General features: G+C 71.2%; 13 protein-coding genes and 1 pseudogene. 6 read left to right on the plus strand and 8 right to left on the minus strand.

The genetic code is table 11. The annotated features are described in order from the left end of the window. Window positions 1-34: 34 nt before the first annotated feature. Entirely contained in the window at window positions 35-952 is a 918-nt protein-coding gene (locus tag B0E54_RS17050) for an NlpC/P60 family protein (protein WP_234584527.1), read from the plus strand. A 38-nt stretch (window positions 953-990) separates the two neighbouring features. On the opposite strand, the gene B0E54_RS17055 is transcribed toward B0E54_RS17050, so the two are convergent. Further along, window positions 991-1989 (minus strand): TerC family protein, encoded by a 999-nt coding sequence (locus B0E54_RS17055; RefSeq protein WP_234584528.1) that lies wholly within the window; start codon window positions 1987-1989, stop codon window positions 991-993. A gap of 401 nt (window positions 1990-2390) precedes the next feature. Between B0E54_RS17055 and B0E54_RS17060 the strand changes: the two genes are divergently transcribed. Further along, entirely contained in the window at window positions 2391-2684 is a 294-nt protein-coding gene (locus B0E54_RS17060; protein WP_234584529.1) for an antibiotic biosynthesis monooxygenase, read from the plus strand. A gap of 117 nt (window positions 2685-2801) precedes the next feature. On the opposite strand, the gene B0E54_RS17065 is transcribed toward B0E54_RS17060, so the two are convergent. Together B0E54_RS17065 and uvrB are read right to left on the minus strand one after the other, a co-directional pair. After that, complete coding sequence (locus tag B0E54_RS17065; RefSeq protein WP_234584530.1) at window positions 2802-3659, minus strand: helix-turn-helix transcriptional regulator; 858 nt, start codon at window positions 3657-3659, stop codon at window positions 2802-2804. A gap of 141 nt (window positions 3660-3800) precedes the next feature. After that, window positions 3801-5909 carry an excinuclease ABC subunit UvrB gene (gene uvrB / locus B0E54_RS17070; protein ID WP_234584531.1) on the minus strand — a complete coding sequence of 703 codons (2109 nt, stop codon included), beginning with the start codon at window positions 5907-5909 and terminating at the stop codon, window positions 3801-3803. 327 nt (window positions 5910-6236) lie between these two features. Here uvrB and B0E54_RS17075 point away from each other — a divergent pair, with 327 nt between their 5' ends. Continuing rightward, a complete protein-coding gene (locus B0E54_RS17075) occupies window positions 6237-7814 on the plus strand; it encodes a hypothetical protein (RefSeq protein ID WP_234584532.1) in 1578 nt (525 codons plus the stop codon). 31 nt (window positions 7815-7845) lie between these two features. Here the strand turns inward: B0E54_RS17075 and coaE are convergent, their stop codons facing one another. Together coaE and rpsA are read right to left on the minus strand one after the other, a co-directional pair. Further along, complete coding sequence (coaE, locus tag B0E54_RS17080; protein ID WP_234584533.1) at window positions 7846-9030, minus strand: dephospho-CoA kinase; 1185 nt, start codon at window positions 9028-9030, stop codon at window positions 7846-7848. 350 nt (window positions 9031-9380) lie between these two features. Continuing rightward, window positions 9381-10880: a 30S ribosomal protein S1 gene (rpsA, locus tag B0E54_RS17085; RefSeq protein WP_109819865.1), complete on the minus strand. Its 1500-nt coding sequence runs from the start codon at window positions 10878-10880 to the stop codon at window positions 9381-9383. Between the two features lie 473 nt (window positions 10881-11353). Between rpsA and B0E54_RS17090 the strand changes: the two genes are divergently transcribed. The 3 genes and pseudogenes from B0E54_RS17090 to B0E54_RS17100 form a co-directional block, all read left to right on the plus strand. Further along, complete coding sequence (locus tag B0E54_RS17090) at window positions 11354-12160, plus strand: class I SAM-dependent methyltransferase (protein WP_234584534.1); 807 nt, start codon at window positions 11354-11356, stop codon at window positions 12158-12160. Window positions 12161-12217: 57 nt separating this feature from the next. Next, window positions 12218-12820: a Uma2 family endonuclease gene (locus B0E54_RS17095; RefSeq protein WP_234584535.1), complete on the plus strand. Its 603-nt coding sequence runs from the start codon at window positions 12218-12220 to the stop codon at window positions 12818-12820. A gap of 36 nt (window positions 12821-12856) precedes the next feature. Next, window positions 12857-13201 (plus strand): annotated as a pseudogene (locus B0E54_RS17100) (DUF3140 domain-containing protein); the annotation flags it as partial. 146 nt (window positions 13202-13347) lie between these two features. Here the strand turns inward: B0E54_RS17100 and polA are convergent. The 3 genes from polA to B0E54_RS17115 form a co-directional block, all read right to left on the minus strand. Beyond that, on the minus strand, window positions 13348-16047 hold the full coding sequence (gene polA, locus B0E54_RS17105) for a DNA polymerase I (protein ID WP_234584536.1): 2700 nt from the start codon (window positions 16045-16047) through the stop codon (window positions 13348-13350). Window positions 16048-16182: 135 nt separating this feature from the next. Beyond that, window positions 16183-16896 carry an ABC transporter ATP-binding protein gene (locus B0E54_RS17110; protein ID WP_234584537.1) on the minus strand — a complete coding sequence of 238 codons (714 nt, stop codon included), beginning with the start codon at window positions 16894-16896 and terminating at the stop codon, window positions 16183-16185. Further along, the gene (locus B0E54_RS17115; RefSeq protein ID WP_374109281.1) at window positions 16883-17800 is read right to left on the minus strand and encodes an ABC transporter ATP-binding protein; all 918 of its coding nucleotides are present in this window, start codon (window positions 17798-17800) and stop codon (window positions 16883-16885) included. The genes B0E54_RS17110 and B0E54_RS17115 overlap by 14 nt, the downstream gene beginning before the upstream one ends. Window positions 17801-17808: the final 8 nt, after the last annotated feature.

Consider the following 17808-nt stretch of genomic DNA (forward strand, 5'->3'; position numbering starts at 1 on the left):
TCCCCTGAACAGCCGACACGAGCTGGGGGTTGACGTGGAACTGCAACAGGGCCGCGAGGCCATCGTCCGGGTCGCCGTCGCGACGCTGTGGTCCTCCCCCGAGGCGGTCCGGCCGGTCGACGGTCCCGCGCTCACGGCCGGCGTTGACATCCCGACGTGGGTTCGCGGCATGGACACCGACCAGCAGGTCGGCGACTGCGTGCTGAGCCAGCTCCTGCTCGGCGAGCGGGTGCTGATCGACGAGCTGCGCCCCGACGGCTGGGCACGGGTCGTCGCCGTCGAGCAGCCGGCCGCCAAGCTCGATCCCCGCGGCTACCCGGGTTGGCTCCCCGCCGACCAGCTGACCCCCGTGGATCCCACAGTCAGCGGCGACCCGCTGATCGTGGACGCAACCGTCACCGGGCTGCACACCGCCCCGGGCGGGCCGGTGGCGCTGCCCGGCGTCGTCGTCGGCACGCGCCTCGTCCCGGCCGGCCCGGCCCGCGACGGCTGGCGACCGGTGCACGTCCCCGCCCAGGCCGCGCCGCTCTGGCTGCCCGACGGGCAGCTCGTCCCGGTGCCCACCGAGCCGCCCAGCGCCGCCGACGCGCTCGCGGTGGCCCAGCGGCTGCTGGACGTCGCCTACATCTGGGGCGGGCTCTCCGCGTACGGCATCGACTGCTCGGGCCTCGTCCACCTGGCGTGGCGCCGGTTCGGCGTACTGCTGCCCCGCGACGCCGACGACCAGGCCGTCGCCACGACCCCGCTGCCCCTGGGCGCGGAGCGTCCTGGCGACCTCTACTTCTTCGCCCGCCCCGGCCGCAAGATCCACCACATCGGCATCGTCACCGCCGTCGCCGACGACCCGACGACCCGACGGATGCTGCACGCCTGCTACCGGCGGCGACGGGTGCTGGAGGAACAGCTGCCGGCCGACCGGACCGCCACTCTCGTCGGCGTCCACCGGGTCTGACCGGTCGGGCCCGTGGTGCGGGCCCGACCGGTGGTGGTTCAGCGCCGGACCCCGGCCAGCTCGCGGCGGCGGTCCCGGGCGGACTTGGCCAGGCTCGCGATGGTGGCGATGCCCAACGTGCCGATGATGACCAGCAGGGACAGCCAGATCGGGATGTGCGGGGCCCAGCCGACGTGCTCCCCGCCGTTGATGAACGGCAGGTTGTTGTCGGCGAGCGCCTCCAGCACCAGCTTGACGCCGATGAAGCCCAGCACGACGGCCAGCCCGTAGCTCAGGTAGATCAGCCGGTCGAGCAGGCCGCCGAGCAGGAAGTAGAGCTGGCGCAGGCCCATCAGCGCGAAGACGTTCGCGGTGAAGACCAGGTACGGCTCCTGGGTGATGCCGAAGATCGCCGGGATCGAGTCCAGAGCGAAGATCAGGTCGGTGGTGCCGATCGCGATCATCACGATGAGCATCGGGGTGAACAGCCGACGCCCGTTCTCGTGGGTCATCAGCTTCGCGTCGTTGTAGCCCTTGGAGATCGGCAGCGCCCGGCGGCTCCACCGGATCAGCAGGTTCTCCGAGAACTCGTCCTCGTCCGGCTCACCCTGGCGGGCCAGGTTGACCGCCGTGTAGATCAGGAACGCGCCGAAGATGTAGAAGACCCAGGAGAACTGCGAGATCAGCGCCGCGCCGGCGGCGATGAAGCCACCGCGCATCACCAGCGCCAGCACGATGCCGATGAGCAGCACCTTCTGCTGGTACTGCCGGGGCACCCCGAAGCGGGCCATGATGATGACGAAGACGAAGAGGTTGTCCACCGAGAGGCTGTACTCGGTGAGCCAGCCGGTGTAGAACTGCCCCGCCGAACTGGCCCCGGCGCTCAACCAGACGCCGACGCCGAAGAGCAGAGCGAGGCCCACGTAGAAGGCGACCCAGAGGCTCGATTCGCGCACGCTCGGCTCGTGCGGACGCCGGCCAATGATCAACAGGTCGACGAGCAGCACCGCAGTCAGTGCGACGAGGGTCCCCGCCCACACCAATCCGGACACGTCCAACGTTCATTCCTCCGGCAGACACGCGGCGTCGGGCACACCGTAACGCCCCCGTGGGGGCTGGCGTGCCGCTGTCGCTCACTCTGGTGACTCTCGGAGGTCTCTTCCGCCCCCGACCCGCGAACGGGTCGGCGACCGACGAAGCCGGGTCGAACGCCGAGGTGCCGGCGATCGTCCGTGCTGACGACTTCGTCACGGGGGAATACTCCCCTCCTCGGTGACCATTGTTGCCCACCACTCGCCGTGATCACACCCCGGGCGTCGGGTGTCACCGCGCACCCGTTGCGCCCGCGTCACCGGGAATACGCCACACCGCCTCCGGCATCCTAGGAGGCTAGTGTGTGCCCGGTGCGGCAATCGGCCCCGCGACACCCGCACGCCTACGCCGTGGGAGGCTTTGCGGCATGGTGCTTGAAGTCGCGCTGATCGACGTACTGCCCGGACACGAGGACGCGTTCGCCGCCGCGTACGCCCAGGGTCACCCGGTGCTCGCCGGGACGCCCGGCTGCCGATCGGTGCGGATGACGCGGGGCATCGAGTCCCCGACCCGGTTCGTGCTGCTGGTCGAGTGGGACTCGGTCGAGGCGCACGAGAAGAACTTCCGGGACACCGAGCGGTTCGCCCAGTGGCGGGCGCTGATCGGGCCGCACTTCGCCGGGCCACCGGTGGTCGAGCACTTCCTCGACGTAGCGGCCTGAGGCAATCTGTCGCACCCCGCGGTTATCGTGCCTCCCGCACGCGCCGGTCGCCGGCCCCGACGGGCTCGGGGGCGCCGGGTCCGGGGGCCGCGCGGGCGGCACCCGCCGCACCGCCGCTCACTCGCCGACGCGGCGGGCCAGCGCGGTGACCGTCTCCTCCGGTGACAGGGCTGCCGCCAGCAACGCCTCGGTCATCCGCTCGTACCTTTCGACGTCGAGCACGGTCGCCAAGCGGACGTCGGTGGTCAACGCCTCCAGCATCACCGTCCGCGGATCCGCCGGGTCGGGAAAGGCATACCAGGAGTACGGGGTGAGCGGGTGCAGGCCGCTGCCGGCCACCCCGCGCGGCAGCAGTCGCACCGTCACGTGGGCCAGCCCGGTCACCGTCACCAGGTGCCGCAACTGCTCTCGCCAGACGTCGACCGGCAGGTCACCCGGATCGCACACCGCCTCGGCGAGCACCGCCGTGTAGCGCGGCGGCTCGGCCCGGCGCAGCACCTCCTGCCGCATCGCCCGGGCGCGCACCTCCGCCTCCACGTCGACCTCCGGCGCGAGCAGGACGCCGGCGGCGACCCGCGACCGGGCGTACGCCGGCGTCTGGAGCAGCCCCGGCACGACCGCCGGCTGGTACTCGACGATGTCGGCCGCGCCCGCCTCCAACTCGGCGTAGATGCGCTGCCGCTCGCTCATCTCGCCGAGCGTCTTCCACCAGCCGCGGCTGGTGGCCGCATCCCGCGCGATCACGATCAGCGCGTCCCGGGCCGACGCCGGCACCTGGTAGATGTCGAGCAGGTCCAGCACGTCGGCGAGATCCGGACGGCTCTGCCCCAGCTCGATGCGGGACAGCTTCGACGTCGACGCCCAGCCCAGCCGGTCGCAGACCTGCTCCAGGGTCAGCGCCTCGCGCCGACGTAACTGACGCAGCTCGGCGCCGAGCCGCGCGCGTCGAATGACAGGACTTGTTGGCAACGGCATCCCCGCCTCCCCATCGAGGGAGCGTACGCAGGACGATCACCCAGTGCAATAGCTTGCTTGCTCACCGCAATCGAGTGGTCGGCCGGCGGGCCGGGCGGGGACGCCGTTCGGGTAGCCCGGCCGACGCCGGCCGGGCCGCCCTCACTTCACGCCGGCGGCGTCCATGCCGCGTAGCTCCTTCTTCAGGTCGGCGACCTCGTCGCGGATCCGCGCCGCCAGCTCGAACTGCAACTCGCGGGCGGCGGCCAGCATCTGGTCGTTGAGCTCCTGGATGAGCTGGGCGAGGTCGGCGCGGGCCATCCCCTCCCGGGACGGGGTGGCGGCGGTGGACCGACTGCGGCTGCGGGTCTCCTTGACCGGCGCCTTGCCCCGGGAGAGCTGACGTGCCGCGCCGCCGACCCGGGAGTTCTCGGTGTCCTCCGCCTCGCGGTAGATGTCGTCCAGGATGTCGTGGATCTTTTTGCGCAGCGGCTCCGGACTGATCCCGTGTGCCTCGTTGTGCGCGATCTGCTTGGCGCGACGTCGGTCGGTCTCGTCGATCGCCGCCGCCATCGACGGGGTGATCTTGTCGGCGTACATGTGCACCTGGCCCGAGACGTTCCGGGCGGCCCGCCCGATGGTCTGGATCAGCGACCGACCGCTGCGCAGGAAGCCCTCCTTGTCGGCGTCGAGGATCGCCACGAGCGACACCTCGGGCAGGTCCAGACCCTCGCGGAGCAGGTTGATGCCGACCAGCACGTCGTACTCGCCCTTGCGCAGCTCGCGCAGCAGCTCCACCCGCCGCAGGGTGTCGACCTCGGAGTGCAGGTAGCGCACCCGGACGCCGTTCTCCAGGAGGTAGTCCGACAGGTCCTCGGCCATCTTCTTGGTGAGCGTCGTGACCAGCACCCGCTCGTCGCGGTCGGTCCGCAGCTTGATCTCGTGCATCAGATCGTCGATCTGACCCTTGGTCGGCTTGATCACGACCTGCGGGTCGACCAGCCCGGTGGGGCGGATGACCTGCTCGACGAACTCACCCTGGGCCTGTTCCAGCTCCCACGTGCCCGGGGTCGCCGACAGGCAGACCATCTGGCCGACCCGCTCCAGGAACTCGTCGAAACGCAGCGGCCGGTTGTCAGCGGCGCTGGGCAGCCGGAACCCGTGGTCGATGAGCATCCGCTTGCGGGAGGCGTCACCCTCGTACATGCTGCCGATCTGCGGGATCGTCACGTGCGACTCGTCGACCACCGTGAGGAAGTCGTCCGGGAAGTAGTCGAGCAGGGCGTGCGGCGGACTGCCGGGCAGCCGCCCGTCCATGTGCATCGAGTAGTTCTCGATGCCGGAGCAGAAACCCACCTGCCGCATCATCTCGATGTCGTAGGTGGTGCGCATCCGCAGCCGCTGCGCCTCCAGCAGCTTGCCCTGGCGCTCCAGCTCGGCGAGGCGCTCGGCCAGCTCCACCTCGATGTCGCGGATGGCCCGCTCCATCCGCTCCGGACCGGCCGCGTAGTGCGTCGCCGGGAAGATCACCAACTGGTCGACCTCACGGACCACGTCACCCGTCAACGGGTTGAGGTAGTAGAGCTTCTCCACCTCGTCGCCGAACAGCTCGATGCGGACCGCCAGCTCCTCGTACGCCGGGATGATCTCCAGCGTGTCGCCGCGGACCCGGAAGGTGCCCCGCTGGAAGGCCATGTCGTTGCGGGTGTACTGGATGTCGACCAGCCGCCGCAGCAACTGGTCGCGGTCGAGATCCTGGCCGACCTGCACCTTCACCGCCCGGTTGAGGTATTCCTCCGGGGTGCCCAGGCCGTAGATCGCCGAGACGGTCGCCACCACGATCACGTCGCGGCGGGTGAGCAGCGACATCGTCGCCGAGTGCCGCAGCCGCTCGACCTCCTCGTTGATCGAGGAGTCCTTCTCGATGTAGGTGTCGGTCTGCGGAATGTACGCCTCGGGCTGGTAGTAGTCGTAGTACGAGACGAAGTATTCGACGGCGTTGTGCGGCAGCAACTCGCTGAACTCCTTGGCCAGCTGCGCGCAGAGCGTCTTGTTCGGGGCGAGCACCAGGGTGGGGCGCTGCAGCCGCTCGATCAGCCACGCGGTGGTGGCACTCTTGCCGGTGCCGGTCGCGCCGAGGAGCACCGTGTTGCGGTCGCCGCGCCGCACCCGGCGCTCAAGGTCGTCGATGGCGGCCGGCTGGTCGCCGGCCGGCTGGAATTCACTGACGACCTGGAAGCGGCCGTCGAGCCGGGGAATGTCGAGCGCCATGACCTCAACGGTACGCCGCAGGTCCGACACGTTCGGCCGTCGCGCAGAGTGCGTGATCGGCTTCGATATTCCCATTGTGTGGCCCATGTCACCGGGACTACCCTCTTCATGTAGGCCGCTCGCGGCGGCCGACCGGGCAGGAGGCCGGGCCGTCATCACGGCCGGCCGCCCCCGGCACAGCGGTCGCAGCACCCGGCTCGTCCGGCGTGCGCACCCGTGTGGTCGCGCTCGAGGCGCAGACCGGCCGCCGCGAGCGCCCCTGCCGCTTCGCCCCCAACTCGTCGCCCTCAGCTCGTCACCCCGTGCTGTCCCGCCCGTTTCACATCCGTGGACACCTCATCGGCCCCGGCGCGCGGCCCCTCCCCCGACACCACACGCGCCGGCGACGCCGTCCGCACCGGCGGCCCGTCCGCCAACCCCGGCGGGGACCCGCGCGACACGGACGCCCCCGACACCGACAGCGTCGGTCCCTCCCGGGCGAGCCGTCGTCGGCGTACGGTGCTGCTGCTGCTCGCCCTGACCGCGGTGACGTCCGCGACGGCGCTGGTGGCCGGACTGCTGAGCTGGGCTCCCGACCCACCCGAGCCGACCCGACCGCTTACCGTCGCCGAGGCCGAGCGGCTGGCCGCCATGCGGGTCACCAACCTTCGGGACCTGCGCGCCGGCCTCCACGTCACGGTCGGCGCCGGCGCCGCGCGTACCGAACTGGTGGGCTGGGTGGACTGGTCGCGGCCCCTGCTCTACCTGGATGTGGGCGGGCCGGGGGCGGGCGCCGAGCGTGGCCTTCTGCAGAGCGCTGGGTCGGTGCTGGTCACCCGTCCCGACCCGGCGGCCGTGCCCACTCCGGCCGCGCCGCCCCTGGTGCCACCGGCGGACGGCTGGCGGCTGCACCACCTGACGCCCGGCGCGGGCCTCGCACCGGTCCTCGACCTGCTCCTCGGCCTCGCCGCCGACCGACCGGACCCGTCCCCGGCGATGGACGGCGTCGACGCGCGCTGGGTCGCCCGGGACGTGGTCGCGGCAGGGCCGGTCGACGTCGTGCAGGCGCCACTGCCCACCGCGATCCCATCCAGCCCCGCCAGCGCGGCGACGGGCGGCACGGCGGCGACCGGTCCGGACGGGTCGACCCGCTACTGGCTCGACCGGGATGGCCGACTGCACAAACTGGTGACCCGGTTGCCCGGCGTCGGGCCGGTCACGGTGCTCCTCAACCGGATCGACCGTCCCACGCTGTCCCCGGTCGACGCTCTCGGCGGCCGACCCGGGCTGCCCCGCGCGCTCACGGATGCGGAGCAGCGCCGGCTGGACCGGCTGCCCGCCCGGCTGCGCGGCCAGGGCGGGGCCACGCTGACGCTTACCGCGCCGGTGGGCACGGACACCAACCTGCGGGGCGCCGGCTGGTTGAGCTGGGCCGCCCGCACGGCGTACGTGGCGGTCGCCGACCTGGGCGTACCGGACCGCCGGACCCTGCTGCACCGGGACGCGGCCGGCCTGTCCCGGACGGACGTGCCGGCCTCCGCCGGTGGCGGTGGCACGGCCGAGGTCCCGGGCCGGCCGCCGTTTCCGGTCCCGGCCGGGTCGTGGCGGCCCACCCGGTCCCCCCGCGACGACCTCGATCTGCTGGTCGACGCCGCGGTGGCCGCCGCCGGGCCGGTGGCGCTGCGCGGCGCGGCCGTGCGGGTACGCGAGGACCTCGCCGCCGGCCGGACCGTCGACGTCGTGGAGCTCCGCACGGCCGACGCGCTCCTGCGCTACTGGATCGACCGCGACGGGTCGCTGCGCCGGGTGGAACTGCACACCGGCGCCGGCGCGTGGGCGCAGGTGGACCTCAGCCCCGCCGTGGTGCCCCGCCTCAACCCGCCGCCGCGCACCGCGAGCGGTCCGCCCCGACCCGGAGCCCGCTGACCACACGCCCGTCAGCCTGGTGGCAGGGCTCTCAGGGCCGCCAGCCGGTCCGTGCGGCCCACTGCTCGGCCCGCAGGTACTCCTCGTCGAACCAGGGGTCGCGGGCCGTTCCGGAGTCGGCGACCAGCGGCGCGGCGTCGACCAGATCCCGTTTGAACAGCAGGTACGTGGCCCGCTGATCCGGATCGGCGCGGAGGTGGTCACGCATGAGCAGCGCGTACCGCCAGCCCGGCGACTCGGCCTCCCGCACGTGCAGGCGCACCGGGCGATCCGGGTCGGCGCTGCCGTGCAGCCGCTTCTCCCACCGACCCCGGCCCGCCGGGCGCGGATCGTCCCACCAGTGCCCCGGCACGCGGGGGAACCCCGCGTTCGCCAGCCGGTCGGCCAGCGGCCCGTCGGCGTCGGCGAGGCTGGGCACGGCCACCTGCACGTCGATGACGTCGTCGGCGGCGAGCCCGGGCACCGCCGTCGCACCGATGTGGTCGATCCGCAGATCCGCCGGGGCCAGCGCGTGACGGATCCGGGCGGCCAGCCGGGCGTACTGCTCGGGCCAGCTCGGATCGGCACCCACCCCGGCGCCGCGGTCCGGCACCGGCACGACCTGCCGCTGCCGCAGGTTGTGCTCGTAGGGACGCAGCCGCTGCCGCCACAGCGAATCCACCGCGGCGTGCAGCGCCGCCAGAGTGCCGTCATTGGTCAGCACCACGTCCGCCACGGCACGCCGACGGGCGTCGTCGGCCTGCGCGGCGATCCGCCGCTCGGCCTCCGCGCGGTCCATCCCCCGGTCGCGCATCAGCCGCTCCAGCCGGGTCGGCACGGCCGTCTGCACCACGATGACCAGGTGGTACGTCGGCGCGAGCCCCACCTCCACCAGCAGCGGTACGTCGTTGACGACTATCGCGTCAGGTGCCGCCGCCGCGACCAGTTCGGCCGTACGCGCCCGCACCCGGGGATGGGTGATCGCCTCCAACCGGCGGCGGGCGGTCTCGTCCGAGAACACCACGGCCCCCAACGCGGCGCGATCCAGCGCGCCGTCGGCGCCCAGCACCTTCTCCGAGAAGGTGGCGACGATCTCCGCGAGACCCTCTGTGCCCGGCGCGACGACCTCCCGGGCAATCTGGTCCGCGTCGACGAGCACCGCGCCCAACTCCACCAGCCGCGCGGCCACCGCGCTCTTGCCCGACCCGATCCCGCCGGTCAAACCCACCCTCAGCACCACACCAGTCAACCCGATCACGGCTCGCCCGCCAAACCACACCCGCCCCACGGGGAGCGCCGCAGGCCGTCCGGTGCGCTGCCCCTCGCCCGCGTCCTTTGCTCTGCTTCAACCGAGGAAACAGCTGCCGTCCGATAATCGGACACCGGGTGTTTCCTGGGCTGAAGCAGAGCAAAGGACGCAAGGTGGGTGGGGCGCTCCCGACCCGCCAGTGTCAGGTGATCAGGGCGAATCACGGCGACACGCCACCCTCGCCTCGGCGATGCTGCCTCCGGCAGCGGGTATGGCGAGGGCCCCGCCCCCGGCGATCGGAAAGATCGCGGGGACGGGGCCCGTCGTCGTTCAGCGGGTCACTTACCGCCGGCGAGCTTCTCCCGCAGAGCGGCGAGCGCCTCGTCGGTGGCCAGCGTGCCGGCCGGCTCCTCGGCCTGCCGGCTCGGTGCCGGGCTGGACGAGGAGGTGGTGCCGCCACCGGCGGCCGGAACGGCCGGGGTCGGGTTGGCAGCGGCCTCGGCGTCGGCGGCGCGAGAGGTCTGCACCTGCTTGGTGTGGGCCTCCCAACGCTGACGGGCCTCGGCGTACTGGTTCTCCCAGGTCTCGCGCTGCTTGTCGTACCCCTCGAGCCACTCGCCCGTCTCCGGGTCGAAGCCCTCCGGGTAGATGTAGTTGCCCTCGGCGTCGTACGTCGCGGCCATGCCGTAGAGGGTCGGGTCGAAGTGCTCCTCGCCCTCGACGAAGCCCTCGTTGGCCTGCTTGAGCGACAGCGAGATCCGGCGGCGCTCCAGGTCGATGTCGATGACCTTGACCATGACCTCGGAGCCGACCTGGACGACCTGCTCCGGGATCTCCACGTGGCGCTCGGCCAGCTCGGAGATGTGGACCAGGCCCTCGATGCCGTCGTCCACCCGGACGAACGCACCGAACGGGACGAGCTTGGTGACCTTACCCGGCACGATCTGCTGGATCGCGTGGGTGCGGGCGAACTGCCGCCACGGGTCCTCCTGGGTCGCCTTCAGCGACAGCGAGACGCGCTCGCGGTCCAGGTCGACGTCCAGAACCTCGACCTCGACCTCCTGGCCGACCTCGACGACCTCGGACGGGTGGTCGATGTGCTTCCAGGACAGCTCGGAGACGTGCACCAGACCGTCGACGCCGCCAAGGTCCACGAAGGCGCCGAAGTTGACGATCGAGGACACGACGCCCTTGCGGACCTGGCCCTTCTGCAGCTTGTTGAGGAACTCGGTGCGCACCTCGGACTGCGTCTGCTCCAGCCAGGCCCGGCGGGACAGGACCACGTTGTTGCGGTTCTTGTCCAGCTCAATGATCTTGGCCTCGAGCTCACGCCCGACGTACGGCTGCAGGTCGCGCACGCGCCGCATCTCGACCAGGGACGCGGGCAGGAAGCCGCGCAGCCCGATGTCGAGGATGAGACCACCCTTGACCACCTCGATGACCGAGCCGCGGACGACACCGTCCTCGTCCTTGATCTTCTCGATCGTGCCCCAGGCCCGCTCGTACTGCGCCCGCTTCTTGGAGAGGATCAGACGACCCTCCTTGTCCTCCTTCTGGAGGACCAGGGCCTCGATGTGGTCACCAACCGTCACAACCTCGGCGGGGTCCACGTCGTGCTTGATCGACAACTCCCGAGAGGGGATGACACCCTCGGTCTTGTAGCCGATGTCGAGCAGGACCTCGTCCCGATCGACCTTGACGACGGTGCCTTCGACAATGTCGCCGTCGTTGAAGTACTTGATGGTCTCGTCGATCGCGGCGAGGAATGCCTCCTCGGAACCGAGATCGTCGTGGGTGACCCGGGTGGCGCTCGAGGGGGCCTCGATGCTGCTCGTCATGTGGGCGGTTGCTCCGGTCGGATGGGTTGTCACAGCAGGCTGGTGTCGCGGTGACCTGTTCGCGCCAGCGGATCCGTCGCCGGGCACACCGAACGATCACCTACTGGGATCATGATGTGCTCCGTCGACCGCGCACCTGCTCCCTGCCGAGACACACGATCCGCGAGCGCATCGTCTAGCCTACCGTGCGCATTACCACAGCGTGCAAGCCCTCCCGACTCGTCGACGCGTGATGACCTGCGAAAGCCGAACAATCGCCCGGAAACGACCCCACCTGTCTCGTACGTCACAGCGGCCCCACCGCACCCTCCCGGTGGGGGTGGCGGGGCGATCCCGCGCCATGCCTGATCGACGCGGCTTTTCCGGAAAATCGGCGCTTCCCACCGGTGCGCCGCACCACGCCTTCGAGGAAACCGAGTCGATCAGGCCGCGCCGCCGCCGCCATCGGGTTGGCCGGGGCCTAGCGTGAGCGCGTGGATGACGACAGCCGGGTGACCCGGCGCCGGGTGGGTGACGCCGAGGCCCGGCGGGCCAACCGCGGCTGGTGGGACACCGACGCCGACGACTACCAGGCCGAGCACGGGGGTTTCCTCGGCGACGTGGACTTCGTCTGGTGCCCGGAGGGGCTGCGCGAGGCCGACGCCCGCCTGCTCGGTGACCTGTCGGGGCGGCGGGTGCTGGAGGTGGGTTGCGGCGCGGCCGCCGCCGCCCGCTGGCTCGCCACGCAGGGCGCGCGTCCGATCGCCTTCGACCTGTCCGCCGGCATGTTGCGGCACGCCGCGCAGGCCGCCGACCGCACCGGGGTACGCGTACCGCTGGTGCAGGCCGACGCGCTCGCCCTGCCCTTCGCCGACCGTTCGTTCGACCTGGCCTGCACGGCGTTCGGCGCGATCCCCTTCGTGGACGACTCGGCGGCCCTGCTCGCCGAGGTGCACCGGGTGCTGCGCCCGGGCGGCCGATGGGTGTTCTCCGTGACCCACCCGATGCGCTGGATCTTCCTCGACGATCCCGGCGAGGGCGGTCTGACGGCCGTGCACTCGTACTTCGACCGCTCCCCCTACGTCGAGCAGGACGACGCCGGCGTCGCCACCTACGTCGAGCAGCACCGGACCCTCGGCGACCGGATCCGCGAACTGGTCGGCGCCGGATTCCGGCTGCTGGACCTGGTGGAGCCGGAGTGGCCGCAGGGGCACGAGGGGATCTGGGGGCAGTGGAGCCCGCTGCGCGGGCGGCTGTTCCCCGGCACCGCCATCTTCGTCACCGAGAAGCCGGCCGGGTGAGCGCGTCGCACCCGCGGTCCGACCTGCGATCCATCGATCGCCGGTAGGCTCGACCCCATGAGCGCCGAGCCCATCCCGACACCACCTGGCCCCTGGTGTCCGGATCCAATGCGGCAGCAGCGCGCCGACTACACGCTGGAGGACCTGCTCACCCTGCCGGACGACGCCCCCCGCGTCGAACTCGTCGACGGAGTTATCCAGGTGACACCCTCCCCCACCCTGGGCCATCAAGACATCTGCAGCCTGCTGTGGCTGTGGCTGCGCTCCCACGCCCCGGCGGACCTTCGTGCTGCCCAAGCAGTCGGAGTCGCGCTCAGCCGCAACACGAGCCGGCAGCCGGACGTGCTGCTCTGCCGTGCCGAGATCCCGTCCAACCGGTCCACACTGCGGCCGGAGGACGTCGTCCTCGCCGTGGAGATCGTTTCGCCGGGCACGCGACGGACCGACAGGTTCGCGAAGCCGGGTGAGTACGCCGCCGCCGGCATCCCGTTCTACTGGCGGATCGAGCAGGACCCGGTGCACGTGTACGCGTACCGGATCGGCGACCGGGTGGGGCCGGGCGGTGAGCGGCAGTACGAGCTGGTCGCCGACGGCGCCGACGTGATCGAGCTGGCCGAGCCGTTCGACATCAAACTGCCGGTCGCCGAGATCACCCCGTAGTCGTTTCTCCCCGGCCGGGTCGGGTAGCCGAGCGTCATGAGCAGAGGTGACGATGGCCGGGACACCTACCGGGAGTTCACCGAGGCGGTGAACATGAAGCCCGGCGAGCTGTCCACGTGGCTGGAGACCGACGAGTCGAAGCAGGTCGGCTGGCACAAGGGCGGTCGCGCCGGTGGCGGCGAGTCCGTCGGCCACGAGTCCGGCCGGAAGATCATCGACCTGCTCCGCCGTAAACGTGGTGACCTGTCCGAGGGCGACTACAAGCACATGCGCAAGGTGGTCGGCTACGTCCGCCGGCACATGGCGCAGCGCCCGTCCGGCAACGTCCACGACACCAAGTGGCGCTGGTCCCTCATGAACTGGGGCCACGACCCCATGAAGTAACCCGCAGGCGGTTCCGGGGCAGCCCGACCCACGCAGGGATCAAGCCTGACCGCCCGGAGTGGGTCGGGCTGCCCCGGAACCCCACACCGCAACCACCCAAGGGTGTGTGGGCTTCCCCGGAACCCCCACACCGCGACCGAGGGTCAGTGATCAGCGCTGTTCCAGTCCCGGCCTTCGCCGACCGACACCTCCAGCGGCACCGACAGCGGGTACGCCCCGCCCATCTCGCGCCGCACCAGCGCCTCCAACGCCTCCCGCTCACCCGGGGCGACCTCGAAGACCAGCTCGTCGTGCACCTGCAACAGCATCCGGGAGCGCAGGCCGGCGTCGGCGAGCGCGGTGTCGACGTGCAGCATCGCCACCTTGATGATGTCGGCGGCCGACCCCTGAATGGGGGCGTTGAGAGCCATCCGCTCGGCGATGTCGCGGCGCTGCCGGTTGTCGCTCACCAGGTCGGGCAGGTAGCGGCGGCGGCCCAGGATGGTCGAGGTGTAGCCGTCCTGGCGGGCCTTGGCGACGACCTGGTGCAGGTAGTCGCGCACTCCGCCGAAGCCGGCGAAGTAGTTCTCCATCAGGCCACGGGCCTCTTCGGTGTTGATGTTGAGCTGCTGGGACAGACCGAACGCGCTGAGCCCGTACGCCAGGCCGTAGTTCATCGCCTTGATCTTGCGTCGCTGGTCGGGGGTGACCTCGTCGACCGGCACGCCGAAGACGGACGAGGCGGTGGCGGCGTGGAAGTCGGCCCCGGAGTTGAACGCCTCGATCAGCGCGTCGTCCGAGGAGAGATGCGCCATGATCCGCATTTCGATCTGGCTGTAGTCGGCGGTGAGCAGGCACTCGTACCCCTCACCCACCACGAAGGCCCGGCGGATGCGCCGGCCCTCCTCGGTGCGGATCGGGATGTTCTGCAGGTTGGGCTCGGTCGAGGAGAGGCGCCCGGTGGCCGCCACCGTCTGGTTGAAGGTGGTGTGGATCCGGCCGTCGTCGGAGACGGACTTGAGCAGGCCGTCCACTGTCGACTTGAGCTTGGCGACGTCGCGGTGGCGCAGCAGGTGGGCCAGCACCGGGTGCGGCTGCTGCGCGTAGAGCCACTGCAGGGCGTCGGCGTCGGTCGTGTAGCCCGTCTTGATCTTCTTGGTCTTCGGCAGGCCCAGCTCGGTGAAGAGGATCTCCTGCAACTGCTTGGGCGAGCCGAGGTTGAACTCCCGACCCACCGCCTCGTACGCGCCCTGGGCGGCGGCCTTCACCTCGGCGGCGAAGTGCGCCTCCAGCTCGGAGAGGTAGTCGGTGTCGGCGGCGATGCCGGTGCGCTCCATGCCCGCGAGCACCCGCATCAGCGGCAGCTCCACCCCGGCCATCAGCCGCGCGGACTGCTCGCCGTCGCGGGACAGCTCGGCGTCGATCGCGTCGGCCAGGTCGAGGGTGGCGCGGGCCTGGAGCATGAGGTTCTGCTCGACCACGCCCTCGTCGCCGAGCCCGTCGAGGGTGAGCTGCCCGGTCTCGGGCACGTCCACCCGCAGCTCGCGGTGCAGGTAGCGCAGGGCCAGGTCGGTCAGGTCGTAGGACCGCTGGTCGGGACGGGCCAGGTACGCGGCGATCTGGGTGTCGCGGACGATGCCGGCCAGGTCCCAGCCGTGCGCGGCGCAGGCCAGCACCGCCGGCTTGCTGTCGTGCAGCACCTTGGGCCGCTGCGCGTCGGCCAGCCAGCCCGCGAGGGCGCTCTCGTCGGAGGCGTCCAGGCCGGTCGGGTCCACCCAGGCGGCCGCGCCACCGGCGCTGGCCAACGCCAGGCCGGTGATCGAGGCGGTGTGCCGGCGGTTGGGGCCGGTGTCGAGCTTGACCGCGAGGCCGACCGGGGTGCCGGTCGGGGCGTGCGTGCCCAGCCAGGCGGCGAGCCCGCCCGGCTCGGTGAGCACCTCACCGGTCAGGTCGAAGCCCGACTCGGCCTCCGGCTCGACGGCCTCCAGATACTGGTAGAGGCGGTCGCGCAGGATGCGGAACTCGAGGGTGTCGAAGACCTGGTGCACGGCCTCCCGGTCCCACCCGGTCCAGCGGGTGTCCTCTGGGCGCAGCGGCAGTTCCAGGTCGGAGACGAGGCGGTTGATCTCGTAGTTGCGGATCACATCGGCCAGCCGCTCCCGCAGGCTGTCGCCGGCCTTGCCCTTGATCTCGTCGGCGCGGGCGATGACGCCCTCCACGCCGCCGTACGTGGTGATCCACTTGGCCGCGGTCTTCGGGCCGACGCCGGGGATGCCGGGCAGGTTGTCACTGGTCTCGCCGACCAACGCGGCCAGGTCCCGATACTGCTGCGGCCCGACGCCGTACTTGGTCTCGATCGCGGCCGGGTCCATCCGGGCCAGGTCGGAGACGCCCTTGCGCGGGTAGAGGACGGTGATCTGGTCGTCGACCAGCTGGAACGCGTCCCGGTCGCCGCTGCTGATCAGCACCGACATGCCCTGGTCGCGGGCCTGGCAGGCGAGCGTCGCGATGACGTCGTCGGCCTCGTAGCCCTCCATCTCGACCACCGGGATCTGCAGCGCCGCCAGGACCTCCTTGACGAGGCTGACCTGGCCCTTGAAGTCGGTCGGGGTCTCGCTGCGGCCGGCCTTGTACTCCGCGTACTTCTCCGTGCGGAAGGACCGGCGGGAGACGTCGAAGGCGACGACGATGTGGGTGGGCTGCTCGTCGCGCAGCACGTTGATCAGCATCGAGGTGAAGCCGTACACCGCGTTGGTCGGCTGACCCGTCGTGGTGGAGAAGTTTTCCACAGGCAGGGCGAAGAACGCCCGGTATGCCAGGGAATGTCCGTCGACGAGGAGCAGGCGCGGCGTCGTAGCTGTCACGGCAGCGACTCTAGTCCGTCGCACCGACAACCCCGGGTGGCGGCACCGCGCCACGGGCGCGAAAACACACCCCACGGCACGCACGCCGACGGCCGGCCGCCCACGAGGGGACGACCGGCCGCCGGATGCGGTGGCTCAGGCCACGCCGAGGTACGCCTCCTTGACCGACGGATCGTGCAGGAGGTCCTGGCCGGACCCCTCCTTCACGATCCGGCCGGTCTCCAGCACGTACCCGCGGTGCGCCCGGGAGAGCGCCTGCTGGGCGTTCTGCTCGACCAGCAGGATGGTGGTGCCCTGCTGGTTGATCTCGGTGATGATGTCGAAGATCTGCCGGATCACCAGCGGGGCCAGACCCATCGACGGCTCGTCGAGCAACAGCAGCTTCGGCCGGCTCATCAGCGCCCGACCGACCGCGAGCATCTGCTGCTCGCCGCCGGAGAGGGTGCCGCCGGCCTGCTTGCGCCGCTCGGCCAGCCGGGGGAAGAGGGTCAGCACCCGCTCCAGGTCGGCGGCGATGCCGGCGGAGTCCCGCCGGGTGTACGCCCCCATGTCCAGGTTCTCCATGACCGTCATGCCGGGGAAGATCTGCCGCCCTTCCGGCGACTGACACAACCCCCGCACCACCCGCAGGTCGGCCCGGAGCTTGCTGATGTCCTCACCGTTGAACGTGATCTTCCCGGCGCTGAGCGACCTGGTCCCGGAGATGGCACGCATCGTGGTGGTCTTACCGGCGCCGTTCGCGCCGATCAGGGCCACCACCTCACCCTCGTTGACGGTGAGGCTGATCCCGTGCAACGCCTCGATCCGGCCGTACGCGACGGCGACGTCCTCGAGCTCAAGCAGCGTCATCGGCGGGCTCCCCCAGGTACGCGGCGATCACCTTCGGATCGCGGCTGACCTCCGCGGGCGCACCCTCGGCGATCTTGCGGCCGAACTCCAGCACCACGATCCGGTCGGTGACACCCATGACCAGCCGCATGTCGTGCTCGATGAGCAGGACGGTCAGGCCCATGTCACGGATCTTGCGGATCAGGGTGAGGAGCTCCTCCTTCTCCGCCGGGTTGAAGCCGGCGGCCGGCTCGTCCAGGCAGATCAGCTTCGGCTCGGTGGCCAGCGCGCGGGCGATCTCCAACCGGCGCTGGTACCCGTACGGCAGGTTGCGCGCCTCGTCGTTGGCCCGGTCGGCGATCCCGACGAAGCGCAGCAACTCGAGCGCCTTGGCCTCCGCCGCCCGCTCCTCCAGGATGTGCCGGGACAGGCCGAAGATCTTCGCGGCCGACAGGCGCACCTGCTGCCAGGTCCGGACGATCCCGGACGCGGCGGTGACCTGCGGCAGCTCCTCCGGCTTGGGTCGCACCCGGTAGAGCCGGAACAGCGCCCCCGGCACACTGGTCTTGTGCCGGGAGTCCGTGCCGACCATGACGTTCTCCAGCGCCGTCATCTCCGGGAAGAGACGGATGTTCTGGAACGTCCGGGAGATGCCCAACTGGCTGATCTGGTGCGGCTTGCGGCCGGTCACCTTCTGGCCCCGGAACCGGACCGCGCCGGACGTCGGCTTGTAGACCCCGGTCATCACGTTGAAGCTGGTGGTCTTGCCGGCACCGTTGGGCCCGATGAGGCCGAGAATCTCGCCCTCGTAGATCTGGAAATTGATCTTGTCGAGGGCGACCACGCCGCCGAAGCGGAGCGTGACGTCGTCGACTTCGAGAAGCACCTGCCGAGGCCCCGGCTGAGTCGGGATCTTCGGCGTCACGGCGCTGG

Source organism: Micromonospora sp. MH99, from assembly GCF_021442385.1.
In the GTDB taxonomy this organism is placed as follows: Bacteria; Actinomycetota; Actinomycetes; order Mycobacteriales; family Micromonosporaceae; genus Micromonospora.

What these genes read in the sequence shown, in the direction of transcription:
- B0E54_RS17060 (WP_234584529.1), top strand. Translation starts at nt 2,391, where the DNA reads ATGGTGCTTGAAGTCGCGCTGATCGACGTACTGCCCGGACACGAGGAC.
- B0E54_RS17065 (WP_234584530.1), bottom strand. Translation starts at nt 3,659, where the DNA reads ATGCCGTTGCCAACAAGTCCTGTCATTCGACGCGCGCGGCTCGGCGCC.
- uvrB (WP_234584531.1), bottom strand. Translation starts at nt 5,909, where the DNA reads ATGGCGCTCGACATTCCCCGGCTCGACGGCCGCTTCCAGGTCGTCAGT.
- rpsA (WP_109819865.1), bottom strand. Translation starts at nt 10,880, where the DNA reads ATGACGAGCAGCATCGAGGCCCCCTCGAGCGCCACCCGGGTCACCCAC.
- B0E54_RS17095 (WP_234584535.1), top strand. Translation starts at nt 12,218, where the DNA reads ATGAGCGCCGAGCCCATCCCGACACCACCTGGCCCCTGGTGTCCGGAT.
- B0E54_RS17110 (WP_234584537.1), bottom strand. Translation starts at nt 16,896, where the DNA reads ATGACGCTGCTTGAGCTCGAGGACGTCGCCGTCGCGTACGGCCGGATC.